The 21,632-nt window shown below is 56.6% G+C and carries 26 protein-coding genes; 12 read left to right on the plus strand and 14 right to left on the minus strand.

Annotation, left to right across the window (positions count from 1 at the left end; translation table 11 throughout):
* The 4 genes from FN806_RS09715 to FN806_RS09730 form a co-directional block, all read right to left on the minus strand.
* The gene (locus FN806_RS09715) at positions 1-1,068 is read right to left on the minus strand and encodes a 5-(carboxyamino)imidazole ribonucleotide synthase (protein ID WP_142636535.1); all 1,068 of its coding nucleotides are present in this window, start codon (positions 1,066-1,068) and stop codon (positions 1-3) included.
* Between the two features lie 2 nt (positions 1,069-1,070).
* Complete coding sequence (locus tag FN806_RS09720; RefSeq protein WP_142636537.1) at positions 1,071-1,826, minus strand: NAD(P)-binding domain-containing protein; 756 nt, start codon at positions 1,824-1,826, stop codon at positions 1,071-1,073.
* Positions 1,823-2,308: a 5-(carboxyamino)imidazole ribonucleotide mutase gene (gene purE / locus FN806_RS09725; protein WP_142636539.1), complete on the minus strand. Its 486-nt coding sequence runs from the start codon at positions 2,306-2,308 to the stop codon at positions 1,823-1,825. The genes FN806_RS09720 and purE overlap by 4 nt, the downstream gene beginning before the upstream one ends.
* A gap of 76 nt (positions 2,309-2,384) precedes the next feature.
* The gene (locus FN806_RS09730; RefSeq protein WP_037308505.1) at positions 2,385-2,609 is read right to left on the minus strand and encodes a YdcH family protein; all 225 of its coding nucleotides are present in this window, start codon (positions 2,607-2,609) and stop codon (positions 2,385-2,387) included.
* Between the two features lie 163 nt (positions 2,610-2,772).
* On the opposite strand from FN806_RS09730, the gene FN806_RS09735 reads away from it, so the two are divergent.
* The 4 genes from FN806_RS09735 to FN806_RS09750 all read left to right on the plus strand — a co-directional run bounded on the left by FN806_RS09735 (position 2,773) and on the right by FN806_RS09750 (position 5,253).
* A complete protein-coding gene (locus FN806_RS09735) occupies positions 2,773-3,186 on the plus strand; it encodes an Hsp20 family protein (RefSeq protein ID WP_142636541.1) in 414 nt (137 codons plus the stop codon).
* Positions 3,187-3,191: 5 nt separating this feature from the next.
* Positions 3,192-3,416, plus strand: coding sequence for a DUF1150 family protein (locus FN806_RS09740; protein ID WP_142636543.1), 225 nt, complete (start codon positions 3,192-3,194; stop codon positions 3,414-3,416).
* Between the two features lie 92 nt (positions 3,417-3,508).
* A complete protein-coding gene (locus tag FN806_RS09745) occupies positions 3,509-4,393 on the plus strand; it encodes a PhzF family phenazine biosynthesis protein (RefSeq protein WP_142636545.1) in 885 nt (294 codons plus the stop codon).
* Entirely contained in the window at positions 4,393-5,253 is an 861-nt protein-coding gene (locus tag FN806_RS09750; RefSeq protein WP_142636547.1) for a glycosyltransferase family 10 fucosyltransferase, read from the plus strand. The genes FN806_RS09745 and FN806_RS09750 overlap by 1 nt, the downstream gene beginning before the upstream one ends.
* A gap of 57 nt (positions 5,254-5,310) precedes the next feature.
* Here the strand turns inward: FN806_RS09750 and FN806_RS09755 are convergent, their stop codons facing one another.
* The 4 genes from FN806_RS09755 to trxB all read right to left on the minus strand — a co-directional run bounded on the left by FN806_RS09755 (position 5,311) and on the right by trxB (position 10,391).
* Positions 5,311-7,029, minus strand: a complete 1,719-nt coding sequence (locus tag FN806_RS09755; protein ID WP_142636548.1) for a bifunctional sulfate adenylyltransferase/adenylylsulfate kinase — start codon at positions 7,027-7,029, stop codon at positions 5,311-5,313.
* A 217-nt stretch (positions 7,030-7,246) separates the two neighbouring features.
* Positions 7,247-8,917, minus strand: coding sequence for an adenylate/guanylate cyclase domain-containing protein (locus FN806_RS09760; protein WP_142636550.1), 1,671 nt, complete (start codon positions 8,915-8,917; stop codon positions 7,247-7,249).
* Positions 8,918-8,977: 60 nt separating this feature from the next.
* Positions 8,978-9,445 carry an RES family NAD+ phosphorylase gene (locus tag FN806_RS09765; protein ID WP_246097225.1) on the minus strand — a complete coding sequence of 156 codons (468 nt, stop codon included), beginning with the start codon at positions 9,443-9,445 and terminating at the stop codon, positions 8,978-8,980.
* 4 nt (positions 9,446-9,449) lie between these two features.
* The gene (trxB, locus tag FN806_RS09770) at positions 9,450-10,391 is read right to left on the minus strand and encodes a thioredoxin-disulfide reductase (protein WP_142636554.1); all 942 of its coding nucleotides are present in this window, start codon (positions 10,389-10,391) and stop codon (positions 9,450-9,452) included.
* A 225-nt stretch (positions 10,392-10,616) separates the two neighbouring features.
* Between trxB and FN806_RS09775 the strand changes: the two genes are divergently transcribed.
* Positions 10,617-11,117: an Lrp/AsnC family transcriptional regulator gene (locus tag FN806_RS09775; protein WP_142636556.1), complete on the plus strand. Its 501-nt coding sequence runs from the start codon at positions 10,617-10,619 to the stop codon at positions 11,115-11,117.
* Positions 11,118-11,233: 116 nt separating this feature from the next.
* On the opposite strand, the gene FN806_RS09780 is transcribed toward FN806_RS09775, so the two are convergent.
* Positions 11,234-12,016 carry a Hint domain-containing protein gene (locus FN806_RS09780; RefSeq protein WP_142636558.1) on the minus strand — a complete coding sequence of 261 codons (783 nt, stop codon included), beginning with the start codon at positions 12,014-12,016 and terminating at the stop codon, positions 11,234-11,236.
* 305 nt (positions 12,017-12,321) lie between these two features.
* On the opposite strand from FN806_RS09780, the gene FN806_RS20460 reads away from it, so the two are divergent.
* Complete coding sequence (locus tag FN806_RS20460) at positions 12,322-12,501, plus strand: hypothetical protein (protein ID WP_185956677.1); 180 nt, start codon at positions 12,322-12,324, stop codon at positions 12,499-12,501.
* A 241-nt stretch (positions 12,502-12,742) separates the two neighbouring features.
* Here FN806_RS20460 and pgeF read toward each other — a convergent pair whose 3' ends face one another.
* Genes pgeF through lgt form a run of 3 tightly spaced genes read right to left on the minus strand, consistent with a single transcriptional unit; the run spans position 12,743 to position 15,446 of the window.
* Positions 12,743-13,501 carry a peptidoglycan editing factor PgeF gene (gene pgeF, locus FN806_RS09785; RefSeq protein ID WP_142636560.1) on the minus strand — a complete coding sequence of 253 codons (759 nt, stop codon included), beginning with the start codon at positions 13,499-13,501 and terminating at the stop codon, positions 12,743-12,745.
* Positions 13,498-14,565, minus strand: a complete 1,068-nt coding sequence (locus tag FN806_RS09790; RefSeq protein ID WP_142636562.1) for a class I SAM-dependent methyltransferase — start codon at positions 14,563-14,565, stop codon at positions 13,498-13,500. Before FN806_RS09790 ends, pgeF begins: the two co-directional genes overlap by 4 nt.
* Positions 14,565-15,446, minus strand: a complete 882-nt coding sequence (gene lgt, locus FN806_RS09795; protein ID WP_142636564.1) for a prolipoprotein diacylglyceryl transferase — start codon at positions 15,444-15,446, stop codon at positions 14,565-14,567. The genes FN806_RS09790 and lgt overlap by 1 nt, the downstream gene beginning before the upstream one ends.
* 97 nt (positions 15,447-15,543) lie before the next feature.
* On the opposite strand from lgt, the gene FN806_RS09800 reads away from it, so the two are divergent.
* The 5 genes from FN806_RS09800 to FN806_RS09820 all read left to right on the plus strand — a co-directional run bounded on the left by FN806_RS09800 (position 15,544) and on the right by FN806_RS09820 (position 18,734).
* A complete protein-coding gene (locus tag FN806_RS09800) occupies positions 15,544-15,792 on the plus strand; it encodes an accessory factor UbiK family protein (RefSeq protein ID WP_142636566.1) in 249 nt (82 codons plus the stop codon).
* A gap of 308 nt (positions 15,793-16,100) precedes the next feature.
* The gene (locus FN806_RS09805) at positions 16,101-16,601 is read left to right on the plus strand and encodes a type III secretion system chaperone family protein (RefSeq protein WP_142636568.1); all 501 of its coding nucleotides are present in this window, start codon (positions 16,101-16,103) and stop codon (positions 16,599-16,601) included.
* A gap of 36 nt (positions 16,602-16,637) precedes the next feature.
* Positions 16,638-17,453 carry a pyrroline-5-carboxylate reductase gene (gene proC / locus FN806_RS09810; protein ID WP_142636570.1) on the plus strand — a complete coding sequence of 272 codons (816 nt, stop codon included), beginning with the start codon at positions 16,638-16,640 and terminating at the stop codon, positions 17,451-17,453.
* On the plus strand, positions 17,446-17,784 hold the full coding sequence (locus tag FN806_RS09815) for a tRNA-binding protein (RefSeq protein ID WP_142636572.1): 339 nt from the start codon (positions 17,446-17,448) through the stop codon (positions 17,782-17,784). The genes proC and FN806_RS09815 overlap by 8 nt, the downstream gene beginning before the upstream one ends.
* On the plus strand, positions 17,784-18,734 hold the full coding sequence (locus FN806_RS09820) for a 2-hydroxyacid dehydrogenase (protein WP_142636574.1): 951 nt from the start codon (positions 17,784-17,786) through the stop codon (positions 18,732-18,734). Before FN806_RS09815 ends, FN806_RS09820 begins: the two co-directional genes overlap by 1 nt.
* Here FN806_RS09820 and FN806_RS09825 read toward each other — a convergent pair.
* The gene (locus FN806_RS09825; protein WP_142636576.1) at positions 18,731-19,309 is read right to left on the minus strand and encodes a thymidine kinase; all 579 of its coding nucleotides are present in this window, start codon (positions 19,307-19,309) and stop codon (positions 18,731-18,733) included. The genes FN806_RS09820 and FN806_RS09825 overlap by 4 nt on opposite strands.
* Before the next feature lie 353 nt (positions 19,310-19,662).
* On the opposite strand from FN806_RS09825, the gene FN806_RS09830 reads away from it, so the two are divergent.
* Positions 19,663-20,124: a hypothetical protein gene (locus FN806_RS09830; protein WP_142636888.1), complete on the plus strand. Its 462-nt coding sequence runs from the start codon at positions 19,663-19,665 to the stop codon at positions 20,122-20,124.
* A gap of 220 nt (positions 20,125-20,344) precedes the next feature.
* Here FN806_RS09830 and FN806_RS09835 read toward each other — a convergent pair whose 3' ends face one another.
* Positions 20,345-21,469, minus strand: a complete 1,125-nt coding sequence (locus tag FN806_RS09835; RefSeq protein ID WP_142636578.1) for a beta-ketoacyl-ACP synthase III — start codon at positions 21,467-21,469, stop codon at positions 20,345-20,347.
* Positions 21,470-21,632 lie beyond the last annotated feature (163 nt).

Genomic DNA, 21,632 nt, shown 5'->3' on the forward strand with positions numbered 1-21,632 from the left:
TTACCGCGTGATGCGGTTAAAATGACCCATCTTGCGGCCTGCCTTCACCTCGGCCTTGCCATAAAGATGCAGCGCAACATCACGTTCGGTCGCGAGTTCAGGTACGCGGTCCATATCGTCGCCGATCAGGTTCTCCATCACCACGTCTGAATGACGCTGCCCGTCGCCCAGAGGCCAGCCTGCCACGGCACGGATATGTTGCTCGAATTGATCCACCGCGCAGCCATTCTGTGTCCAATGGCCCGAGTTATGCACGCGCGGTGCGATCTCGTTCACGATCAGACCCTGCGGGGTCACGAACAACTCGACCCCCATGACGCCGACATAGTCCAAGGCGTTCAGGATATTTGCCGCCAACAGGATCGCATCTGTGCGCTTTGCTGCGGGCAGGCGGGCAGGGACGGAGGTGGTGTGCAAAATGCCATCGCGATGCACGTTCTCACCGGGGTCGAAACAGGCGACCTGACCATCCAATCCGCGCGCGGCGATGATTGATACCTCATGGCTGAAATCGACAAAGCCTTCCAGGATCGCAGGCGCGCCCGCCATATCAGCCAGAGCAGTTTCAGCGTCATCGGGGCTGCGCAACCGGGCCTGTCCCTTGCCGTCATAGCCAAATCGGCGGGTCTTCAGGATGGCAGGGGTGCCGATCTGGTCAATTGCAGCCTTCAGGCTGTCCAGATCCGTGATATCGGCGAAGGGTGCCGTATTCAGGCCCAGCCCTTGCAAGAAAGCCTTTTCGTTCAGTCGATCCTGACTGACCCGCAGCGCCTCGCGCCCCGGGCGGATGGGGCGGTGGACTTCCAGAATGTCCAGTGCTTCGGTGGGGATGTTCTCGAACTCATAGGTGATGACATCGACTGCTTCGGCAAAGGCCTTGAGGGCCTCGGCATCATCATAAGAGGCGGTGGTCACACGATCCGCCACATGACCCGCAGGCGGGGTCGCACCGGGTTCATAAATATGCGACACAAAACCCAGCCGGGCTGCAGCAACGGACAGCATACGGCCCAGTTGACCGCCGCCCAAAATCCCGATTGTCGCGCCGGGGGCAAGCATTTCCACCATTCTCAACTCTCCAAACGTTTGCCAATAGCGCCAAGTGCTGCGTGCAATACCTTGTGCGCGCCCTGATCTTGCAGGGTCTGTGTCATTTGCAGGCTCAGCGTGCCGTCAGTGGCCAGCGCATCGCGTTCGGCCTCTAGGCGGCCTGCGGCCTTCTTATCCATCGCGTGCAGAAAGCCCGATACCAACTGGGTGGTGTAGAATTCGGCCCCGGCTGCGTCTCCGGTTGTGTCTCCCAGCCAAGTTGCTCCGGTCGCCATCAGGTCCAGAAGGCCGGGAACCATGGCGCAAATGGCGAAATGGGCGTTCAGTGCCGCCTCATCTGCGACCTTGATCACCGGGTTTTCCGGTGCGAACAAATCGGCCAGCAGTTGATCGTTGCCGAAAGCGACCAGCGGGCAGCCACCGTCTTCCAAAAATCCCAGCGGAATGGTTTGCACGATTGCCGGCGCCGGAGAGCAGAGGTCGGTTAGTTCATCTTTCGAAACTGCTGCCATGACCGAGACGATCTGATGGTCGGATCGAAACGTTAAGGCGGCCAGAACGTCCGCAGCGATATGTGGGCGCAGGCACAGGAACACGATCTCGGATGCATCAATCACGGCCTGTGGCGTCGTGACAGACACACCCAGTTCAGCCTTTAGCGCGGTTGAAACCTGGTCATTGCGTTCTGTCACGGAGATCTCGTGCCCTTTACGGGCCAAAAAACGCACCATCGGGGCCGCAATATGGCCCGTACCGATGAATCCGATCCGGCTCATCCCTCGGGTTCTTCGGGGATTGAGGCCGATAGCGCGTCGCGCCAGGCATCCAGCCGGCCGGCCAGAGCGTTATCCTGCAGCGCCAGAATGCCAGCGGCCATCAGCCCCGCATTGGCGCCGCCTGCCGACCCGATCGCCATAGTCGCAACCGGGAACCCTTTGGGCATTTGAACAATGGAATAGAGCGAATCGACGCCAGACAGCGCCCGCGTCTGCACCGGAACGCCGATCACAGGAACGCGTGTTTTCGAGGCCATCATACCCGGTAAATGCGCAGCCCCGCCGGCCCCTGCAATGATCACCTGCAATCCGCGCGAGACAGCAGTCTTGCCATAGTCCCACAAGCGATCTGGGGTGCGGTGCGCTGAAACGATGCGTTTTTCATAGGCCACGCCCAGCTCATCCAGAATATCTGCGGCTTCTTTCATCGTGGACCAGTCTGACTGGCTTCCCATGATGATCCCCACTTTAACGTCGCTCATCCGCTTGCGTCCCTGCCTTCCGAAAGAGCGCGAACTATAGCCAAATCCGCCTTTGTGGCAATGCGGTTCAGATGTCTCAGGCGATGATATCCGGGGTCAGGCGGTCTTCGATCAGGCGAATGATGTCTTTCAGGCGCAGTTTCTGCTTTTTCAACCGTTTGATCGTCAGTTGATCCGAGGTGCCAGTGGCCTGAAGCGCCTCGATTGCTTCGTCAAGATCACGGTGTTGACGGCGGAAAACTTCCAGCTCTACCCGCAGAACCTCATCAGTTTTCATCGAAAGATCGGTGGGCGCGTTCATTGGCGACTCAGAGTTGTTGTGGTGCTTGTCACACAAGATAGTGTGTCAGGCTTGATCCGACCAGACCTTGTGGACATCGCTGTATATTCCCATATTCTATTATACGCGGTTGCCAGAATGGGGCCGCACAACACGTCGCTTTGGCAATAAAGGACGAAAATACGTGTCTAAACTTACTCTGGGCTCATACCCGCATCTTTTGGGGTTCGAGCAGTTGGAACGCCTTCTGGAGCGGTCTGCAAAGGCCGGAAATGAGGGGTATCCGCCCTATAATATTGAACAGACCTCGAATTTTTCCTACCGCATTACCTTGGCCGTGGCCGGGTTTGCAGAAGAGGACCTGTCGATTACCATCGAAGATCGACAGTTGGTGATCCGGGGACGTCAGCGCGACGACAGCGAAGGACGTATCTTTCTACACCGTGGGATCGCGGCACGTCAGTTTCAGCGCATGTTCGTGTTGGCCGATGGGGTCGAGGTTGGCGAAGCGATCATTGAAAATGGTCTGCTGCATGTGGATCTGACCCGCGCCGTGCCCGAAACCGTGGTGCAAACGATCAACATAAGGAAGGGGTAAGAGCAATGAATACACCGTTTGAAATCAACGCCGAAGGCGATCGGATCGTCTATGTCAAAACAGTTGAAGTCGCCGATCTACCTCGGGAAGTTCGCGAACAGGCCGGAGATCTGAGCCTGCTATATGCGGTACACGATGCCGACGGCCAGCAACTGGCACTGGTTGCTGATCGCAAGCTGGCGTTTAACCTGGCGCGCGAGCATGATTTTTCACCGGTGGCCGTGCACTAAAGTGGCCTCCGTACGTTTTCCTCGTGACATCCATGGCCTGTCGGGCGAGACAGTCGAACCTATGATGGTTCGAATATCGGAGTGCACGACACATGAATTGGTTCGACTTTGACTGGGTAGACGCCTTCAGCGATCGCGCCTTTGGTGGCAATGGGTGCGCTGTTGTTCATGGTGGGGCAGCTCTGTCCGAAGACGTCTGCATGGCCTATGTGCGCGAGACGTCCTTGGTTGAATGCACCTTTACTGGCCCGTCCGATGTGGCCGATTTCCGGGTTCGTTATTTTCTGGCCAGTCGCGAAATCCCCTTTGCCGGGCATCCCACGATCGCAACCGTAGCTGCAATGCAGTCCAGAGGAATGCTGCAAGGCAATACCCTGACGCTTGAAACCGGCGCGGGGATCGTTTCGATCTGCATCAGCGGTGATGAAATCGAGATGACGCAGATTGCACCACAATTCGGCGCCTATGTTCCCGCCGAGCTGGTCGCCTCTGCCATCAGCCTGCCCAAAGAGGCGATCATCTCGCCGCCGCAATTTGTTTCTACCGGGCTGCCCTTCTGTGTCACTGTTCTTCGTGATCACGACGCCCTGCGCGCGGCAAAACTGGTCGAAAGGCCTTTGCGCGAGATTGCCGAAAAGGCGGGCTTTTCCGGCTCCGATATGGCCGAACCTTTTCTTGTAACGCTCAAAGGCGCGACCAAAGCAGGCGATACATTCTCAAGATTGCTGTTGGCCCCGCCCAGCCCGCCCGAGGATCCGTTTACCGGATCTGCCACTGGTGCGATGGCGGCGTATCTCTGGAAACATGGGCTGATGCCAAAGGACGTTTTTATTGCCGAGCAAGGCCATGATATGGGGCGCCCCGGTCAGGCGACTGTTACCCGAGCTGGTCCATCGGATGCGATGACAGGCATCAAGGTCGCCGGTCGCGGGCATATCCTGATGCGGGGTCAGGTTAATTTGCCAGATGCCGGATGATGACAGAACCTGCAATCGCCATATTGCCCTATGGGCATCGGTTAGGGCCGAAACTGGCCACGGTTCCTTTGTCGGAACTGACCTGGCCCGAAGGTTGCCCGGATCGTCTGATCGGAAAAACAGTGGGCGATCTTGCGCACACGGACCATCTGATCATGTACCCCAATTCCACCGTACATTTGCGTCTTCGTCGGGGAACACGTGCGCGGATATCTTTGATGATGGGAGAACCTTCGGCCATCCATGCTAAACATGATCGCATGTTGCGCTATACGTGGCGGCGGTTCTTCCGGGTGCTGACCTTTCATGATGTTTTGTTGCAAGGTATCCCAAACGCCGTGTTTCTGCCTTATGGCGTGACGATGGTTCCTGATTGGCAAGAACTTTTGGTTGAGAAATCTAAATCCTGTTCTCTGATCGCCTCGGCCAAACGTGATCTCGAAGGACATCAGCTGCGCCATTCCGTGATCGACTGGGTTCGTGAATCCGGGGCAGATGTCGATATTATGGGGCGTGGCTATACTCCGTTTGACTTGAAGTCTGACGGGCTGGCCCCATATCGCTATTCGGTGGTGATCGAGAATGTGCGGGAGCGGAATTACTTTTCGGAAAAGCTGACAGACGCGATTTTGTGCTCGACTGTGCCGATCTATTGGGGCTGTCCCAATATTGGTGATTTCTTCGACACATCCGGGATGGTCCTGTGCGATTCCGAGGCCGACATTCGGAGTGCGATTCAAGCCGCTTCGGTCGATGACTATGCCGCGTGTCTAGATGCCCTGCGGGCCAGCCAGTCCAAAGCGGCGGAATTTGGTGATTTCGAAGGACGCGCTGTCGCCGCCATTCGGGCAGAACTATAATCCAATAGAAAAAGGCCCCCGGAAACCGAGGGCCTTTTGCTTGATTCTTTGCGCAGGTTACGATCCGGCGATCAAACCCATGCTTTCCAGCTTGAGCAGAACCTGGTGGGCACAGTTGTCTACGTCCACATTCTCGGTCTCGACGCTCAACTCAGGATTGGCAGGTACGTCGTAGGGATCGGAAATTCCGGTGAATTCCTTGATCTTGCCTTCACGCGCCAGCTTGTACAGGCCCTTGCGGTCGCGGCGTTCGCATTCTTCGATGCTGGTGGCCACATGAACCTCGCAGAAAGCGCCAAACGCTTCGACATCTTCGCGGACGGCGCGGCGGGTCGTGGCGTAGGGTGCGATTGGGGCACAGATAGCGATGCCGCCGTTCTTGGTGATCTCGCTGGCCACATAGCCGATGCGGCGGATGTTCAGGTCGCGGTGCTCTTTCGAGAAGCCCAGTTCCGATGACAGGTTCTTACGAACAATGTCACCATCCAGCAGGGTCACCGGACGACCGCCCATCTCCATCAGCTTTACCATAAGCGCGTTGGCGATGGTCGATTTGCCCGAGCCGGAGAAACCGGTGAAGAATACGGTAAAACCCTGCTGACTGCGCGGCGGTTTGGTCTTGCGCAGTTCGGTCACAACCTCAGGGAAGCTGAACCATTCGGGGATTTCCAGGCCTTCGGCCAGACGGCGGCGCAGTTCTGTGCCGGAGATGTTCAGGATCGTGACGTTGTCTTTGTCGGCGATCTCGTCATTCGGTTCGTATTGAGCGCGTTCCTGCACAAAGACCATGTGCTTGAAATCGACCATTTCGACGCCGATTTCATCCTGGAACTGGCGGAACAAATCCTGCGCGTCGTAGGGGCCATAGAAATCTTCGCCGGCTGAGTTCTTGCCGGGGCCTGCGTGGTCACGGCCGACAATGAAATGCGTACAGCCGTGGTTGGCGCGGATCAACCCGTGCCACACCGCCTCGCGCGGGCCTGCCATACGCATCGCCAGGTTCAGCAGTGACATCGAAGTTGTCGAGGCCGGGTACTTGTCCAGAACAGCCTCATAGCAACGCACGCGGGTAAAGTGGTCCACGTCGCCCGGCTTGGTCATACCAACAACCGGATGGATCAGCAGGTTGGCCTGCGCCTCTTTGGCGGCGCGGAAGGTCAGTTCCTGATGCGCGCGGTGCAGCGGGTTGCGGGTTTGGAACGCAACAATACGGCGCCAACCCAGCTTGCGGAAATAGGCGCGCAGCTCGTTCGGTGTGTCGCGGCGGGCACGGAAGTCATAGTGAACGGGCTGTTGGATACCAACAACAGGACCGCCCAAGTAAACCTTGCCTGCAGTGTTGTGCAGGTAGTTGACCGCCGGGTGGGCATCGTCATCTGCACCAAAGACCTTTTCCGCCTCGCGTGCCTTGTTCGGCGTCCAGCGGTCGGTCACAGTCATGGTGCCCAAAATGACACCTTCCTGGTCGCGTAGTGCAATGTCCTGACCCAGTTTGATGCCCTCAGCGAAGTCTTCGCTGACATCCAACGTGATTGGCATCGGCCAAAGGGTGCCGTCGGCCAGGCGCATGTTTTCGACGACATTGTCGTAATCGGCCTCGCTTAGGAACCCTTTCAGCGGGTTGAACCCGCCATTCATCAGCAGTTCCAGATCACAGATCTGACGAGGGCTCAGGTCCCAGCTTGTCAGGTCGGCAGCTTCTACTTTCAGTTTCTGTGCGGACTCGTACGAAACATAAAGTTCAGAGATCGGCGCCAGATTGCTTAACATCGTCATGGGAATTCTCTTGTCGAAGGATGGATTGGCCAGTGATTCAGGGGCGTTTGCCGGGCATGTGCCCCGGCGGCCGGGTGAAGTCCAGATGGATTTATGAAACAAAGGACGATATGCGCGGTTTTTCTCCGGATTGGAAGGATTTTCCACATTTTGACGCGAAACCCGACGACAATCCCTTGGATCAAGGTCAAATAGACCGGTTTGAATGAGTGTGTTCTCAGGCGGCAATCTTGGGGCTGAGGTCGGATGCACGTTCGACCGGCAGGGCAGAAATTGGCCTTGTTACCCCACGCAACTGGAAGGGGCGCAGATCGTTCTGCCAACCGTCATGCCCTGCTGCCTTCAGCAGATCGCCCGAAACCAAAAGCTCGACACCCAACCCCTTGGTCTCGGCCTCCAATCGGCTGGCGACATTCACGGCGTCGCCGATAATCGTGCGGCTTGCAGTGCCCACGGCGCCGATTTCGCCCAGAACCAGATCGCCCAGATGTAATCCCATTCCAATGCGGATAAGCGGGCTGCCCTCGGTTTCGAGTTGCTCGTTGAACCGTTGCAATCCGCGGCTGACATTGGCTGCAGCTTTCATCCCGGCCCGTGCTGAACTTGCAGCATCGGCGGTTTCAAACACTGCAAGCAGCCCGTCACCCATATACTTGTCGACCACACCCCCATCCGAGGTGATGGCTGGCACGATGGCGTCAAAGAACCGGTTGAGCAGGAAAACAATGTCATAGGGCAACTGCCCGGTGGTCAGTGCCGTGAACCCGCGCATGTCCAGAAACAGCACCGCCAGTTTACGTTCCTGCCCCTGGCTGGCATGGGCGCGATTGCGACCGCTACCGGGATTGTACATCCGAAAGGCCGTGATTGGCTCGGTCGGGCGGATCTGACAGGCCAGGCGTGCGCCTTCGGGTGCTTTTACGGCAGCCAAGCTGCGGGCCTCGATCTCACTGGGGACGGGGAGCTGATCTGCACCATTCTCGACAATAACGCGACAGGTGGTGCAGCGCCCCTTGCCACCACATAGCGCAGTGTGGGGAATGCCGTTGGCCTGAGAAATCTCAAGCAGAGTCATGCCTTTTTCGGCCACAATTTCGGGGCCTTCCACATATTTGATGCGCACCGAATGCCGGCGTCGCAAAATTTTGCGCACCAGAAACACAAGCAATGTAGCGCCAACCGCCAGCCCGAATGCAAGCAGCGTATCTTGCCTCACACCCATCAGAGCCTGAAAAGCCTCGGGCGATGGCCAGTTGTAATGTTCGATATACTGATCGCGCAGAAACGGGTCGGCGAAATCAGCCCAGATGCGTCGGCCCTCTGTCAAAAGACCTGCCAGAGCGAAAGACGGAATGAACACGGCGAGCCCGATCAGATAAGGCAGCGTCCTTTGCCACCAAGATGTCAGGCGCAGCCACATGTGAAGACCGATGCAACTGTGGACCCAGACCACCAGCAAAAGCAGGCTTTGTGTCCAGATTGCATAGCTGGGCCACATTAGCGCGATGATATAACCCATCTCATCATTAACCCCGAAAACTGCATGTGCGTATCGGGTGTGAACAAGGTGCGAGATCAGTTGCAGTGGAATCACAAATCCAAGCACCACCTGTAGCCCCAGGCTGAAAGGCATTCGCATGGTTCTGCGCTGAGCTAACGAATACAGCGCCAGCCCAAAATGCACGAGCAAGGCCAGATATAGAATCGCGCTGCCGATGTTATTGCGCGTAATGACATGGCGGCCTTTCTGCATTCCGTGGAGATAATCAGTATGAAACAGTCCCAGACCGATATTGATGAAGTGAAAGAAGGCAAAGATGAACAGGATCAGGCCGCTCATGATCCTCAGCCGGGTAGCCCACCCGCCTTGCCATAGTACGCTTTTCACTCGGTTCACCTGTGTTCGTTTTGCTCGCATCTCAGAGTCTGTAACGGCGCAGAGCGGGGGTCAAGCGAAGCCTCGATGCCCCGGCAACCAGGGATGCGGATCCCCATCCAGGCACACTACCTCTGGCGAGGTGCTAAACAAAACCGCATGACTGAGTTCTGGCCGGGATCGCGAGCTGTATAGCAAGCCGTCGGCGCCTTTGGCGCGGGCGTCATCCGAAAATAGCCAGGTGGGTGAGGCGCCTTCTTTTTCGTGGATATCCTGCCACACGACCGAGGCTTCGCTGCGCCCCCGCAGATCTACCAGCCGAGCGCCGGTGATCCGGCATTTTTGAAGAATGCGTGGTGGATCGGATGGGCAGACATAGCGTTTGATGGCTACTTCGGCACCCTCAGCGCTCAGCGAAGAATAAAGCGCGAATTGGCCCGTATAATGAAAACGCCCCTCTGGCGCCCGTGCTGGGGCCAAAGGGGCGTCTATCTGTGAGAGGAACAGAATTCTCCAGATCGGGCCGGAGAATTCGATCACCTGATTAATCCTGCTCGGCCAGGAACCGTTCAGCATCCAGCGCGGCCATACAGCCCATCCCGGCGCTGGTAACGGCTTGACGGTAGATGTGATCTGTCAGGTCTCCGGCGGCAAAGACACCTGGAATGGAGGTTTCTGTGGAGCCCGGTTTGGTGATCACATAGCCGCCCATATGGGTTTCCAGCGAGCCCTTGACCAGCTCATTCGCGGGTGCGTGGCCGATGGCGATGAAAACACCTTTACAGGGGATTTCGCGAATCTCACCGGTTTTCACATTCTTGACGCGCACGCCTTCGACACCCAAAGGCGCATCGGTTCCGATGACCTCGTCCAGTTCGTGGAACCACAGGGGCTCGATCTTGTCGTTCTTCATCAGCCGATCCTGCAGGATCTTTTCGGCGCGCAATTCATCGCGGCGATGGATCAAAGTGACCTTGCTGGCAAAGTTGGTCAGAAACAGCGCCTCTTCCACGGCGGTATTGCCGCCGCCGATTACAACGATCTCCTGCCCGCGATAGAAGAACCCGTCGCATGTGGCGCAGGCGGAAACGCCAAAGCCTTTGAACTTCTCTTCCGAGGGCAATCCCAGCCATTTCGCCCGCGCGCCAGTGGCCAGAATGACCGCATCGGCAGTGTAGATGGTGCCGCTGTCGCCCTTGGCGGTGAAGGGGCGTTTCGAGATATCCAGATCGCTGATGATGTCGCCGATGATTTCGCACCCCATCGCGGCGGCATGTTCCTGCATCTTGATCATCAGATCAGGACCCTGAACCTCGGTAAAACCGGGATAGTTCTCGACCTCGGTGGTGGTCGTCAGCTGTCCGCCCGGCTCGATGCCCTGAACCAGGATCGGTTCCAGCATCGCACGGCTGGCATATACGCCCGCAGTATAACCGGCAGGTCCTGATCCGATTATCAGAACCCTGGTGTGTTTTGTTTCGGCCATGATACCCCCGACTCGATCTGCCTGATACGGGCCTGCGGCCCCTTGGCGAATGGATATAGCGACCCCCTTGAGGCGCTTAAAGCCCCTTCGTGCCGTATCGGAGAATCCGTTTCACAACTCGCGCTAGAAAAATACCTGGAAAACCAAAGAATATTGCGCAAACGCGAAACATTATTGCGCATCCCTTGGGTGCTGATATAACAACCGAAAATTCAGGAGCTTTTTATGGTCGCGACACGGCTGGACGAGATTGACCGCAAGATTCTGGCAGAATTGCAGGCAGACGGTCGCATGACCAATGTAGAGCTCGCGAAACGTGTGGGAATTTCCGCGCCTCCGTGCCTGCGGCGCGTGCGCACATTGGAGGACTCGGGCCTTATCCGCGGATACCACGCGGAAGTGAATGCGCGTGAGCTGGGTTTTGAGGTTCAGGTCTTTGCAAGCGTCGGATTGGAAAGCCAAGCCGAAGCCGAACTCAGCGCATTCGAGGAACGCTGCCGCGAGTGGCCACTTGTCCGTGAATGCCACATGCTGAACGGCGAAGTGGATTTTATTCTGAAATGCGTCGCTCCTGATCTCAGCAGCTTTCAGCAGTTTTTAACAGGCGAGTTGCTGACCACGCCAAACGTGGCCAGCGTTAAAACCTCACTTGTGATACGCGGCGCTAAGGACGAGCCCGGTGTACCGTTTGACGTCCTGGAAGAACGAATGAACCGGACGGCGTAAAGCGCATCCTTTTGTGACGGCTGGTGCACGGCGGCAAAATCGCCGTGACAACCAGAAACAACACCCAACTAATTAAAATCTGCATAAAGCCCCCACTTTGCAGTACTGGTTAAAACTCAGGCAGTGATTGCGTCCACCTCTCCATCTCCGGCACGCGGTAACTGCAGCGGGCCAAAGTCATTCAGCGATTCGACATGCTCGAACAAGTTCAAATAGATTGAGCGAAGCGAATGGCTGATCATCCGAACCGCATTTACGCCTGGATGATATGATTCAAACTGTAATCCGTCTACCTTGATAACCGAATGGCGTTTCAGACAGATGTGAAACAATTCGATTGGGGTAGGCGGTAGCATCTCGATGACACCCATCCCGTCTTGGAACTCGTGAGCGGGCGTCAAAACAGGAGATCCGCCATACAAGTGCCGCAGATGTGCTGGGGTGCCCAACAGGCGCGCAGCCGGACCGACAGTCACGCCTGACATCGGTTTTTGCATTCCGAAGGTATCCGCCATGATGCGTGTCAGCGGGCGTGTGCGACCACGCGAGTCTTCGCGCCCGGGGATCAAAGTAACCGAGCCCTTCCAGACCACGGTTTCCGAAGTTCCATTCTCGGTCAAAACCGTATCGCCAGGCAAAAGATCTTCGATCGCTATCGGCCCGTTTTCGGTTTCGACAAGCGAACCCCGCGTAAAGGCACAAAACGCATCCTCGAACATGGGCAGCGCTGGCGCGATGTGGCGGGTTTGGGATACCTCGCCATTGCTCAACAATGAACTGACCTCATAGCGCCGCAGCTGCGCTTTTTGTTTTGTTGTATTTCTTGGAATCTCGCGCAGCATTGTCGACGTATCGACGGCGTTTCTGGCGGCGCGGGCCAAAGAATGTGGAATAGTCATACTAATTCCGTCCCCTCAAACATCCGCTCAGGAAGGCTGAACCCCCGTACAGGCCCGCCTGATCGGTTTTCTTTGTCTTGAATGCTATGGCGACTTCGAGACGTCGGCTGTAACGGCCGCGCAGTGCGATGGAATTTCGCAAACTCTTGGTCAACACATTGACCCCCCAGACAAACTCACAACTCGCAGACGAAAATTGTCTACGCACACAAACTCCTAAACACATTCACAGAAAGCGTCTGTGAAGCGCCACACACCGGATCGGAGCACCCCCGCTGTGTGTCTTGACCCTCAAAGCCGGCAGAATGGCTTTGGTAGGCCTGTCTAATCAGCGTCGCGAAGCCAAACGGCGCGCCACACTGGCAGAACGGCTGGAAACCCGCTTCCACGGCATCTCCAGTTTTTGCTCTCTGGACGCTTTCAGAACAGCGCTGAGAAAGCGGGATCTTTGTTTCATCCTGTTGTCCTACTCGTTCAAGGCTTAGTGCCTAACGACCCAATCTGAGCCTAACGTGTCGCCATATTGAGGCGGCCATAAGGCTGACGCGGGTTGAATCTGGGACAAAAGAAAGTTGGTTGTTTCCTTTTCTTAATCTAGCCGCGCTCACATTCGGAAATATGCAGATAACCATCTGAGAGAGGGCAATAAAACCTAATTTTGGCGACTCATATAGACACAACAAATGTGGCGAAAAAGCGGCGATTTCGCCACAATCAGGGCGCGCGTCACAGTTTGATTGCGGAAATCAGGCGGCCGTAGTCGGCTTCTTTTGCATGAACCGATCGGCGGTACGAATAGAATCTGTTCGGGTCCGAATAGGTGCAATGACGAATCCACTCTGCATGCCCGACACCAGCCTGACGTAACCGGTGCAGCCCATAGGACGGGAGGTCAAATTGCATCCGATCACCCGTTCCATTTGCGAAGAATCGCAGGTTTTCTGATGATTCAGTGGCAAATTCTTCTAGGAACTCGGGTCCGACCTCATACGCAGTTTGAGAGATTGTGGGCCCTATGACAGCCACTGTATTCTCGCGCCGTGCTCCTAGCGCCTCCATGGAGTCCAACGTGGCCTCAAGCACACCGTCTAGCGCGCCGCGCCAACCCGCATGTGCAGCTCCTATCACTTTTGCGTGGGTGTCGGCAAAAAGAACAGGTTGGCAATCCGCCGTGAGGATGGTCAGCGCCAGCCCGGGATAGGCCGTAACCAACGCGTCTGCTTTAGGCTTTTCCCCGTCGATTGGACCATCAACAGTTATGACCGTCGGTGAATGCACCTGATGCACCCCGATAAGGGATCCGGGATCGACCTCCATCGCATCCGCTACGCGGTTACGGTTTATCGCGACAGCCTGGGTCTGGTCAGATGATCCATAACCGCAGTTGAGCCCTGCAAATATCCCGGATGAGGCCCCGCCTCGGCGGCAGAAAAAACCATGGCGTACGGATGACAAGAGATCCGAAGTCAGAATTTCCAGCGTCATGATTCCAGTCCCGGTGGTAATGCGGCATAAGATGGGTACAGGCCCAGTACTTTGAACAGGTTTCCCATTTCCTCTGGGTGCGTCAACCGGCGATGTGCGGCTATCAACGCCTCAAGCTTGGACCCGCTGAGTGGTTTCGCCAATGCTTGCGCCCGCGCAGTGATGCCCAGCCGTTCCAGAAAAACGCCTTGGGGTGTCAGGCGCGAATGGGCGCAGCCCGCAGCTCGCGCTGCGCTCGCCAGAGGTTCGAAGTCCACATGGGCGGTCAGATCAGCTTGTCCGGGGCTGGAAAGCGGGTCTATCGGCTTGTGGGCATGTAGCGCCTGAAAAGTATCCCCAAGCGAATGCCAGTCGCCATAATCCAGGATCAGTCCGGCCCCGCCATGTGTCGCGATCCGTCCGGCGATCACAGTGATGATCGGTATGGCCGAAGGGCAAAGCTCGACCAGATCCCCATCCTGCGTGTCCTCAAGCCGGTTCTTCAAAGCGATCTGTGGCGACCGCGGCCCCAGGCCAAAAGCCAGTGATTCGTCCTTCATCCCGATCAAACGTTCCCGCCAATCGCTGTCATCGCGGATGAATTGGCGAATGGGCAGAGCGTCAAAGAACTCGTTTGCCACCAGCAAAAGCGGGGAATCGGGTAGATCGGTGACCGATGTAATCCAGCGTGGAGCATAGGCATCCAGCGTCTTTGCCTGAATGGTGCGCAGGGTTGGTGAGGCCTCAAGCAGAACAATATCTGCCGCCGCGTGAAAGCCATCCACGCCCTGTGTTGCACGCAGTATGTCAGCCATCAGCGTTCCGCGCCCGGGACCCAGCTCCGCTAGCGTGAAACGGCCCGGACGCCCCTGGTCAATCCAGCATTGCGCAAGGCTGAGCCCGATCAGTTCGCCAAACATCTGGCTGATTTCCGGGGCGGTGATGAAATCGCCCTGCGGGCCAAGGGGATCGCGGGTGGTGTAATATCCCAGTGTCGGGTGCAGCAGGCATTCGGTCATATAGTCGGCTACACTCATCGGGCCGTCTTGTGCGATACGAGCCTGTAAGAGGTTGGCGAGGGTCATCACTTGGCCTTAACGCGTAAAGCCAGCCAAAGGCCAAGGGCAATCATTGGCAAAGATAGCAACTGGCCCATGGTCAGGCCGTAGCCGCCCATTTGCCAGGCAAGTCCAAGCGGATTTCCGGGTGAAACAAACTGCGCATCGGGCTGCCGGAAAAACTCGACAATGAAACGCGATGCGCCATAGCCGGACAGAAACACTCCCGTGACCAATCCAGGTCTTTGGAAAGCGTGGCGCCGATAGACCAGCCACAAGAGCAAGGCACCCAGCAGCAACCCCTCAAGCGCGGCTTCGTAAAGCTGAGAGGGGTGGCGGGCGCAAAGACCAATAACCTCCGGGCAGTTTTGGGCGGCGGCACCGGGGAATACAAAGGCCCAGGGCAGGTCGCTGGGCCTTCCCCACAGTTCGGCGTTGATGAAATTCGCGACACGACCCAATAACAGCCCAGGCGGCACGGTATGCGCGATCAGATCAGCAAGCGGCAAAATCGAAATTTGGTGACGTCTTGCATAGATATATGAGGCCACGACGACGCCTAGCAATCCACCGTGGAAGGCCATGCCGCCCTGCCAGACCATCAGAATTTCGATCGGGTTCGAAAGGTAATAAGCTGGTTGATAAAACAGCACGAACCCAAGTCGCCCGCCCAGAATCACGCCCAGGATGATCCAGGTGATCAGATCCTCAAGCTGGGCGGGTTGCATAGGTGGCGCCTTGTCGGGCCACAGGGCGGGGCGCTTTAGGGCGATCACCCCCAGGCGCCATGCAATCACAATCCCGGCGATATAGGCGAGGGCGTACCATCTAAGTGCGAACTCCATCCCGAACAGCGAGATCGAGAAAAGTTCGGGCGACAGATCGGGGAAATTCAGAACAGCCTGCATGTGCGTCTCATTGCCCGGGCTTTGAGGGTTAAGTCAACCTTGAGCCTGCGCCAATCATTCCCCATATAGAGACCAACCGCCAAATCGGAGGATAACCATGCAAACCCGCAACAAGATTCTGGATGATGTTTCCCAACTCATGACCAACGCCATGGGTGTTGCCCAAGGCGCAAAGGACGAGGCGGAGAACGCCATGAAGTCGATGATCGACCGTTGGCTGGCTGATCGCGATTTCGTCACACGCGAAGAATTCGACGCTGTCCGTGCCATGGCTCAGAAAGCGCGCGAGGAAAACACAGCGCTCGAGGCGCGCATTGCAGCGTTGGAAGCCAAGCTGGGCGAATAATCCCCCGCGAAATTTTCGAAAAAAGACAAACGCCGCGCAATCCGGTTCTGGGTTGTGCGGTGTTGTGCATCATGCCGTCTTGCGGGAATTAATCAAGACAAAGCTGCATCTGATGCCAATATTTTGATCCCCGTTGCCAGCTATCCACAACTTATTGCTGTTATCCCCAAAAATGGGGGTTGTCAGGCCACCACCCACAGCGCACCATATTTAGTACAGGCCTATGGGGGAAGCCCGGCTTGTAGAGCAGGCAACTAGCGCTGGGGCGCTGCCAGCCCCGAAGTGCTAGAAATTAGTGAGGTGGCATTATGGCCCTTTCCGAGCAGTTTCTTGAAGAAGACCTTCATCCAATCGACATTGTTGAACATCTTGCCGAACATCACGATTGGGACTTTGATCGGATCGGGGATGATCAGATCGCAATGGCTGTCGAAGGACAGTGGCGCACCTACTCGATTACGCTAGCCTGGTCGAATTATGACGAAACGCTGCGTATGGTGTGCTCGTTCGAGATGGAGCCACCTGAGGCGCGCGAGACCGAGCTTTATGAACTGCTGAACAAGATGAACGATCAGTGCTGGGCCGGGGCCTTCACATACTGGGCCAATCAGAAGCTGATGGTTTACCGGTACGGTCTGGTTCTTGCGGGTGGTCAGATGGCCAGCCCGGAACAGATTGATACGATGATCACTGCAGCGGTCCTGAGCGCCGAGCGTTATTATCCCGCGATCCAACTGGTCACATGGGGCAACCGTACCCCGGAAGACGCGATGCAAGTCGCCATTGCAGAGGCCTACGGCCGCGCGTAAAGCTTTGCCCCGAGCCAAATAAGCGGAGGGGCAATCATGGACATGTCACGCGTCGCCGAACAGGGGCTGGTGCTTTTGGGATGCGGAAAGATGGGATCGGCCATGCTTGCCGGGTGGTTAGAGCATGGCCTTCCTGCCTCGTCAGTCTGGGTGATTGATCCTTTCCCGTCGGATTGGCTGAAATCGTCGGGCGTCAACATCAATACCCCGCTACCCGAAGCGCCTGCGGTAGTGCTGGTCGCGGTAAAGCCACAGATGATGGGCGATGCACTGCCCGCAATTACAGCCCTGGGCGGTGGGCGCAGCCTGTTCGTGTCGGTGGCGGCGGGCACCTCGATCTCAACATTCGAAGAGGTGTTGGGCCAGAAAACACCAATCGTGCGTGCCATGCCGAACACCCCGGCGGCGATCCGACAGGGTATCACGGCGTTGATTGGAAATTCTGCTGTTTCGGATGCGGATCTGGCCCTAGCCGAAAACCTGCTATCTGCGGTCGGTGAGACGGTCAGATTGCAGGATGAGGCGCAGATTGATGCCGTTACCGGGCTGAGCGGGTCCGGCCCTGCATATGTATTCCACCTTATAGAAACGCTCGCTGCTGCGGGTCAGGCTCAGGGCCTGCCACATGATCTGGCGATGAGGCTGGCCAAGTCCACGGTCGCCGGGGCAGGGGCCTTGGCCATGGCGTCTGACGAGGACCCATCGCAACTGCGCGTCAATGTCACTTCGCCTAATGGAACCACGCAGGCCGCGCTTGAGGTCCTGATGCACGACGAATTCGGTTTTCCCGACCTGCTGCACCGCGCTGTTAAAGCCGCAACCGATCGGTCCAAGGAGCTGTCTCGTGAGTGAAATTACATTCGACGATTTTCTCAAGGTCGACATTCGCGTCGGCGAGGTTATCCGCGCCGAGCCCTTCCCCGAAGCACGCAAGCCAGCGATCAAGATGTGGATCGATTTTGGACGAGATATCGGCGAGCGGAAAACCTCGGCCCAGATCACTGCGCATTATGATCCCGCCTCATTGGTGGGCAAGCAGGTGATGGCGGTGATAAATTTCCCTCCGCGCCAGATCGGCAAGTTCATGTCCGAAGTGCTTGTGTTGGGATTGCCCGATGAGACTGGTGAGATCGTCCTGATCGGGCCGGATGGCAAGGTTCCAACCGGTGGGCGGATGCATTGATGCGTGTGTTCGTTGCCCGACCGATGACCGCCTCTGTCGCAGCACGTGCACGCGCGGAGTTCGACGCAGAGATGCGCAGTGAAACCTTGCCGATGTCACTCAAGGAAATGGGGCATGCGCTGTCCGAATTCGATGTGGTGGTGCCGACCTTGGGCGACCTGTTCTCGGCCCAGATATTTGCTGAGGTGCCGGAACCGCGGTGCAAACTGCTGGCAAACTTTGGGGTTGGGTATAATCACATAGATGTGGAGGCGGCCCGTCAGGCCGGAATCGCGGTGACCAATACGCCTGGCGCTGTCACTGACGCTACGGCCGATATTGCCATGACATTGCTGCTGTCCACGGCCCGCCGCGCCGGAGAAGGCGAACGGCTGGTACGTTCAAACCTTTGGCAGGGCTGGCACCCGACACAGATGTTGGGCCATCACGTGACCGGCAAACGGGTCGGCATTGTGGGCATGGGGCGCATTGGGCAAGCCATCGCGCGACGTTGCCACTATGGGTTTGGTATGCACGTCGCCTATCAATCGCGCAGTCCAAAGGAGTTAGAGTTTCCGGCGGATTATGTCTCAGACCTCAAAGCTTTGGCTGCCGGTGTCGATTTCCTGATCCTGGCTGTGCCGGGCGGTGCCGAAACCCGGCATCTGATCAATGCGCAGGTGCTGCAGGCGATGAACGCTGCTGCCATCCTGATCAATATTTCTCGGGGAGAGGTATTGGATGAATCGGCCCTGATTTCGGCGTTGCAAGAAAAGCAAATCGCGGGTGCGGGTCTGGATGTCTACGAATTCGAACCCGCAGTGCCGCAAGCTCTGATAGATTTGCAGAACGTGACCCTGTTGCCCCACCTGGGTACCGCGACTGAGGAGGTCCGCAGCGCTATGGGGCACATGGCGCTAGATAATGTTGCGGCCTTTGTTCAGGGGCGCCCGCTGCCAAATCCGGTTTAGGTGCCCACGGCCTCGCGCCAATGCCTGCGGCACAGCGAGACATAGGTTTCGTTGCCACCAATTTGGACCTGAGCACCTTGGGTGATGGGATTTCCATTCTCGTCCTGACGAATCACCATTGTTGCCTTGCGGCCGCATTCGCAGATCGTGCGAACCTCACGCATCTCATCCGCCAGCGCCAGCAAGGCGGCCGATCCGGGAAACAGCCGGCCCTGAAAATCGACCCGCAACCCATAAGCCAGCACCGGCACGTTCAGGTCATCTACGGCGCGGGCCAGTTGCCAGACCTGATCTTCGGTCAGGAACTGGGCTTCGTCGATAAAGACACATGCAATTTTGCCTTGCGCCAGACGGGCTTCGATCATGGCGAAAACATCATCATCGGTGTCAAAAGTATCAGCCTCGGATGATATCCCAATCCGCGAGGCAATTTTCCCAGCACCGGCGCGCCCATCCAATGCAGCCGTCATCAGGTAAGTATCCATGCCGCGCTCGCGATAATTATGCGAGGCCTGCAGCAACACGGTCGATTTGCCCGCGTTCATAGTCGAGTAGTTGAAGTAAAGTTTTGCCATGGCTCGGGTCTAATTCGCCAGCCCCGCCTGGGCAAGCCATCTCATGTGGCGAAATGAGCGACGCCGCCGTTGTCCAGTTAGGGGATGAGCTCACGCTCTTTGGGGATGGAGCCCCTGCACTCACAACAGCGACGCCTTCGGCCTATAAGCGGCCTAAACGAAGCGGGGCTAATATGTGCCCCGCTATCACTCGCTACCGGCATTATTGCCGCCACTCACTCACAAAACCCTCGCATATCTGAGGGATAGCCAACATATCGCATTTCAATTATGAATCAGGTATGGGAAATTTCATTTCCCTTTCCCCCGCAATGGCAGATGTAGTGGGGAAGGCAGGTAGCAAAGGTAAAAACATGGCAGATATCGGGGCCTATCTCAAAAAGCACACCGAAGCGTTGGTCAAGGACGTTGGAATTGAGTCCGCGTGCGAGATCACGGGTAAATCCAAAGCCACGCTTGGCCGATATTATTCAGATAATGCAGAGCATGCTGATCGGTTCATGCCGGTTGATGCGGTTGCACGCCTTGAAGCGGTGGCCAACTTTCCGCATGTGACGTCGGCGTTGGCCGACCTCAAGAACATTACGCTGTCATATGATGGCCGCAACACGGACGCTCCTCGCACCGGAGGTGTGAATTCGGATGTCATCGCGTTGAGCCAACGCTTTGCCATGCTTATGACCGAATATCAGTCAGCTATCGAAGACGGTATCATCACGGTGAACGAGGCCAAACGCCTGTTGAAGGAAACCAGCCTGCTGCAGCATGTTCTGATCGAGATGAAGCTGCACCTGGAAGAAGAAAGCGTGAGCTGAGGCAAGGGAAGTTGCGTGTCTTGATCCAGTTTGGTGTGCGTACCGATACTCATGACATGCTAGGTCAAACTTGACCCGATCTGAACGCTCGCATGCTGGGGCTTTTGCCGCTTGCCGCCGGACGGGGTGATGCCAGTGCTGAAACAAGGATCAAACAACCAAGCAGGGTAGAATAAGCCCGGCTTTCTTGTACGAATTTGTGGTTGCGCGGAGTGTTGTCTTAACCGTGCCGTTTCACGATTACCGAACCCACGGAATACCCTGCTCCGAAGGAACAGATAAGGCCGATCTCGCCATCGGTGAAATCGTCAGAGTATTTCGAAAATGCGATGATCGACCCAGCCGAGGACGTGTTCGCATAGTCTTGCAGGATGTTTGGCTGCTCTCCGGGGGCGGGTTCGCGGCCCATGACTTTTTTACCGATAAAATCATTCATCGTTTTGTTCGCCTGATGCAGCCAAAGACGTTTGAGATCGGCGTTGCTGATCCCTTCGGCGTCCATGTGATCGGCAATGTGCTTGCTGACCATTGGAAGAACCTCTTTGAACACTTTACGGCCGTTTTGCATGAACTGCATATCGCGGCGGTCGGTCAATCCCTCTGGCCGAGTGCGACGCAGGAAGCCATTATTGTTTCGGATGTTGTTGGAAAAATCCGTGGCGCAGCTGGTCGACAAAATCTCGAAATGCGGTCCGGTCGCATCCTCGATCCGTTCGATCACGGTGGCCGTTGCCACGTCACCAAAAATAAAGTGGCAATCTCGGTCACGCCATTCCAGGTGGCCCGTGCAAATCTCGGGGTTTACCACAAGCGCACATTTTACCGAACCGGACCTGACCATATCCGCCGCCGCCTGAATGCCGAACGTGGCCGAAGAACAGGCAACGTTCATGTCGAATCCGAACCCTTTGCATCCCAGCGCCTGCTGGATCTCGATCGCGATTGCAGGATAAGCCCGTTCATGGTTCGAAGCCGCGCAGATTACCAGATCAACATCGTCCCCGTTGCGCCCAGCCTGTGCCAGCGCTTTCTTGCAGGCGTCAACGGCCATTTCGGTCATGATGCCAGGTTCATCGTCAGAGCGCTGACGAAACAGCGGGTGCATCACGTCGGGATCCAGAACACCCGCTTTGTCCATCACATAGCGGTTTTCGATTCCGGAGGCCTTCAGAATGAACTCTTCAGACGAATGCTGCATCGGCTCAACGTCACCAGCGGCAATCGCCTCTGCGTTCTGGGTGTTCATCCTGTCGGCATATGCATTGAAGGCCGAAACGAGCTCAGCATTCGTAATGACATTATCTGGCGTGAAAACACCCGAGCCGGTGATTGCTGGCGTATACATGTTGGGTCCTGGATTTCTGGATTCACCCAAAATGCCGTTATGATTGGTATTGTTCAAGAGAGATTGACCCGAGGGAATGCTAAGCTTGGTTGGAAATTGAGCTTCAGTTCTTGAATAGTTCGTTTTTCGAAGTATATACGCGTCAAATTCTGCAAGGAATGAT

It is taken from the genome of Ruegeria faecimaris, from assembly GCF_900182615.1.
Classification (GTDB): domain Bacteria; phylum Pseudomonadota; class Alphaproteobacteria; order Rhodobacterales; family Rhodobacteraceae; genus Ruegeria; species Ruegeria faecimaris.

Excerpts from the sequence above, each read along its gene's own strand:
- FN806_RS09715 (WP_142636535.1), bottom strand. The coding sequence starts at position 1,068 with ATGGTGGAAATGCTTGCCCCCGGCGCGACAATCGGGATTTTGGGCGGC.
- FN806_RS09720 (WP_142636537.1), bottom strand. The coding sequence starts at position 1,826 with ATGAGCCGGATCGGATTCATCGGTACGGGCCATATTGCGGCCCCGATG.
- purE (WP_142636539.1), bottom strand. The coding sequence starts at position 2,308 with ATGAGCGACGTTAAAGTGGGGATCATCATGGGAAGCCAGTCAGACTGG.
- FN806_RS09730 (WP_037308505.1), bottom strand. The coding sequence starts at position 2,609 with ATGAACGCGCCCACCGATCTTTCGATGAAAACTGATGAGGTTCTGCGG.
- FN806_RS09740 (WP_142636543.1), top strand. The coding sequence starts at position 3,192 with ATGAATACACCGTTTGAAATCAACGCCGAAGGCGATCGGATCGTCTAT.
- FN806_RS09745 (WP_142636545.1), top strand. The coding sequence starts at position 3,509 with ATGAATTGGTTCGACTTTGACTGGGTAGACGCCTTCAGCGATCGCGCC.
- FN806_RS09750 (WP_142636547.1), top strand. The coding sequence starts at position 4,393 with ATGACAGAACCTGCAATCGCCATATTGCCCTATGGGCATCGGTTAGGG.
- FN806_RS09755 (WP_142636548.1), bottom strand. The coding sequence starts at position 7,029 with ATGACGATGTTAAGCAATCTGGCGCCGATCTCTGAACTTTATGTTTCG.
- trxB (WP_142636554.1), bottom strand. The coding sequence starts at position 10,391 with ATGGCCGAAACAAAACACACCAGGGTTCTGATAATCGGATCAGGACCT.
- FN806_RS09775 (WP_142636556.1), top strand. The coding sequence starts at position 10,617 with ATGGTCGCGACACGGCTGGACGAGATTGACCGCAAGATTCTGGCAGAA.
- FN806_RS09780 (WP_142636558.1), bottom strand. The coding sequence starts at position 12,016 with ATGACTATTCCACATTCTTTGGCCCGCGCCGCCAGAAACGCCGTCGAT.
- FN806_RS20460 (WP_185956677.1), top strand. The coding sequence starts at position 12,322 with ATGGCTTTGGTAGGCCTGTCTAATCAGCGTCGCGAAGCCAAACGGCGC.
- pgeF (WP_142636560.1), bottom strand. The coding sequence starts at position 13,501 with ATGACGCTGGAAATTCTGACTTCGGATCTCTTGTCATCCGTACGCCAT.
- FN806_RS09790 (WP_142636562.1), bottom strand. The coding sequence starts at position 14,565 with ATGACCCTCGCCAACCTCTTACAGGCTCGTATCGCACAAGACGGCCCG.
- lgt (WP_142636564.1), bottom strand. The coding sequence starts at position 15,446 with ATGCAGGCTGTTCTGAATTTCCCCGATCTGTCGCCCGAACTTTTCTCG.
- FN806_RS09800 (WP_142636566.1), top strand. The coding sequence starts at position 15,544 with ATGCAAACCCGCAACAAGATTCTGGATGATGTTTCCCAACTCATGACC.
- FN806_RS09805 (WP_142636568.1), top strand. The coding sequence starts at position 16,101 with ATGGCCCTTTCCGAGCAGTTTCTTGAAGAAGACCTTCATCCAATCGAC.
- proC (WP_142636570.1), top strand. The coding sequence starts at position 16,638 with ATGGACATGTCACGCGTCGCCGAACAGGGGCTGGTGCTTTTGGGATGC.
- FN806_RS09820 (WP_142636574.1), top strand. The coding sequence starts at position 17,784 with ATGCGTGTGTTCGTTGCCCGACCGATGACCGCCTCTGTCGCAGCACGT.
- FN806_RS09825 (WP_142636576.1), bottom strand. The coding sequence starts at position 19,309 with ATGGCAAAACTTTACTTCAACTACTCGACTATGAACGCGGGCAAATCG.
- FN806_RS09830 (WP_142636888.1), top strand. The coding sequence starts at position 19,663 with ATGGCAGATATCGGGGCCTATCTCAAAAAGCACACCGAAGCGTTGGTC.
- FN806_RS09835 (WP_142636578.1), bottom strand. The coding sequence starts at position 21,469 with ATGTATACGCCAGCAATCACCGGCTCGGGTGTTTTCACGCCAGATAAT.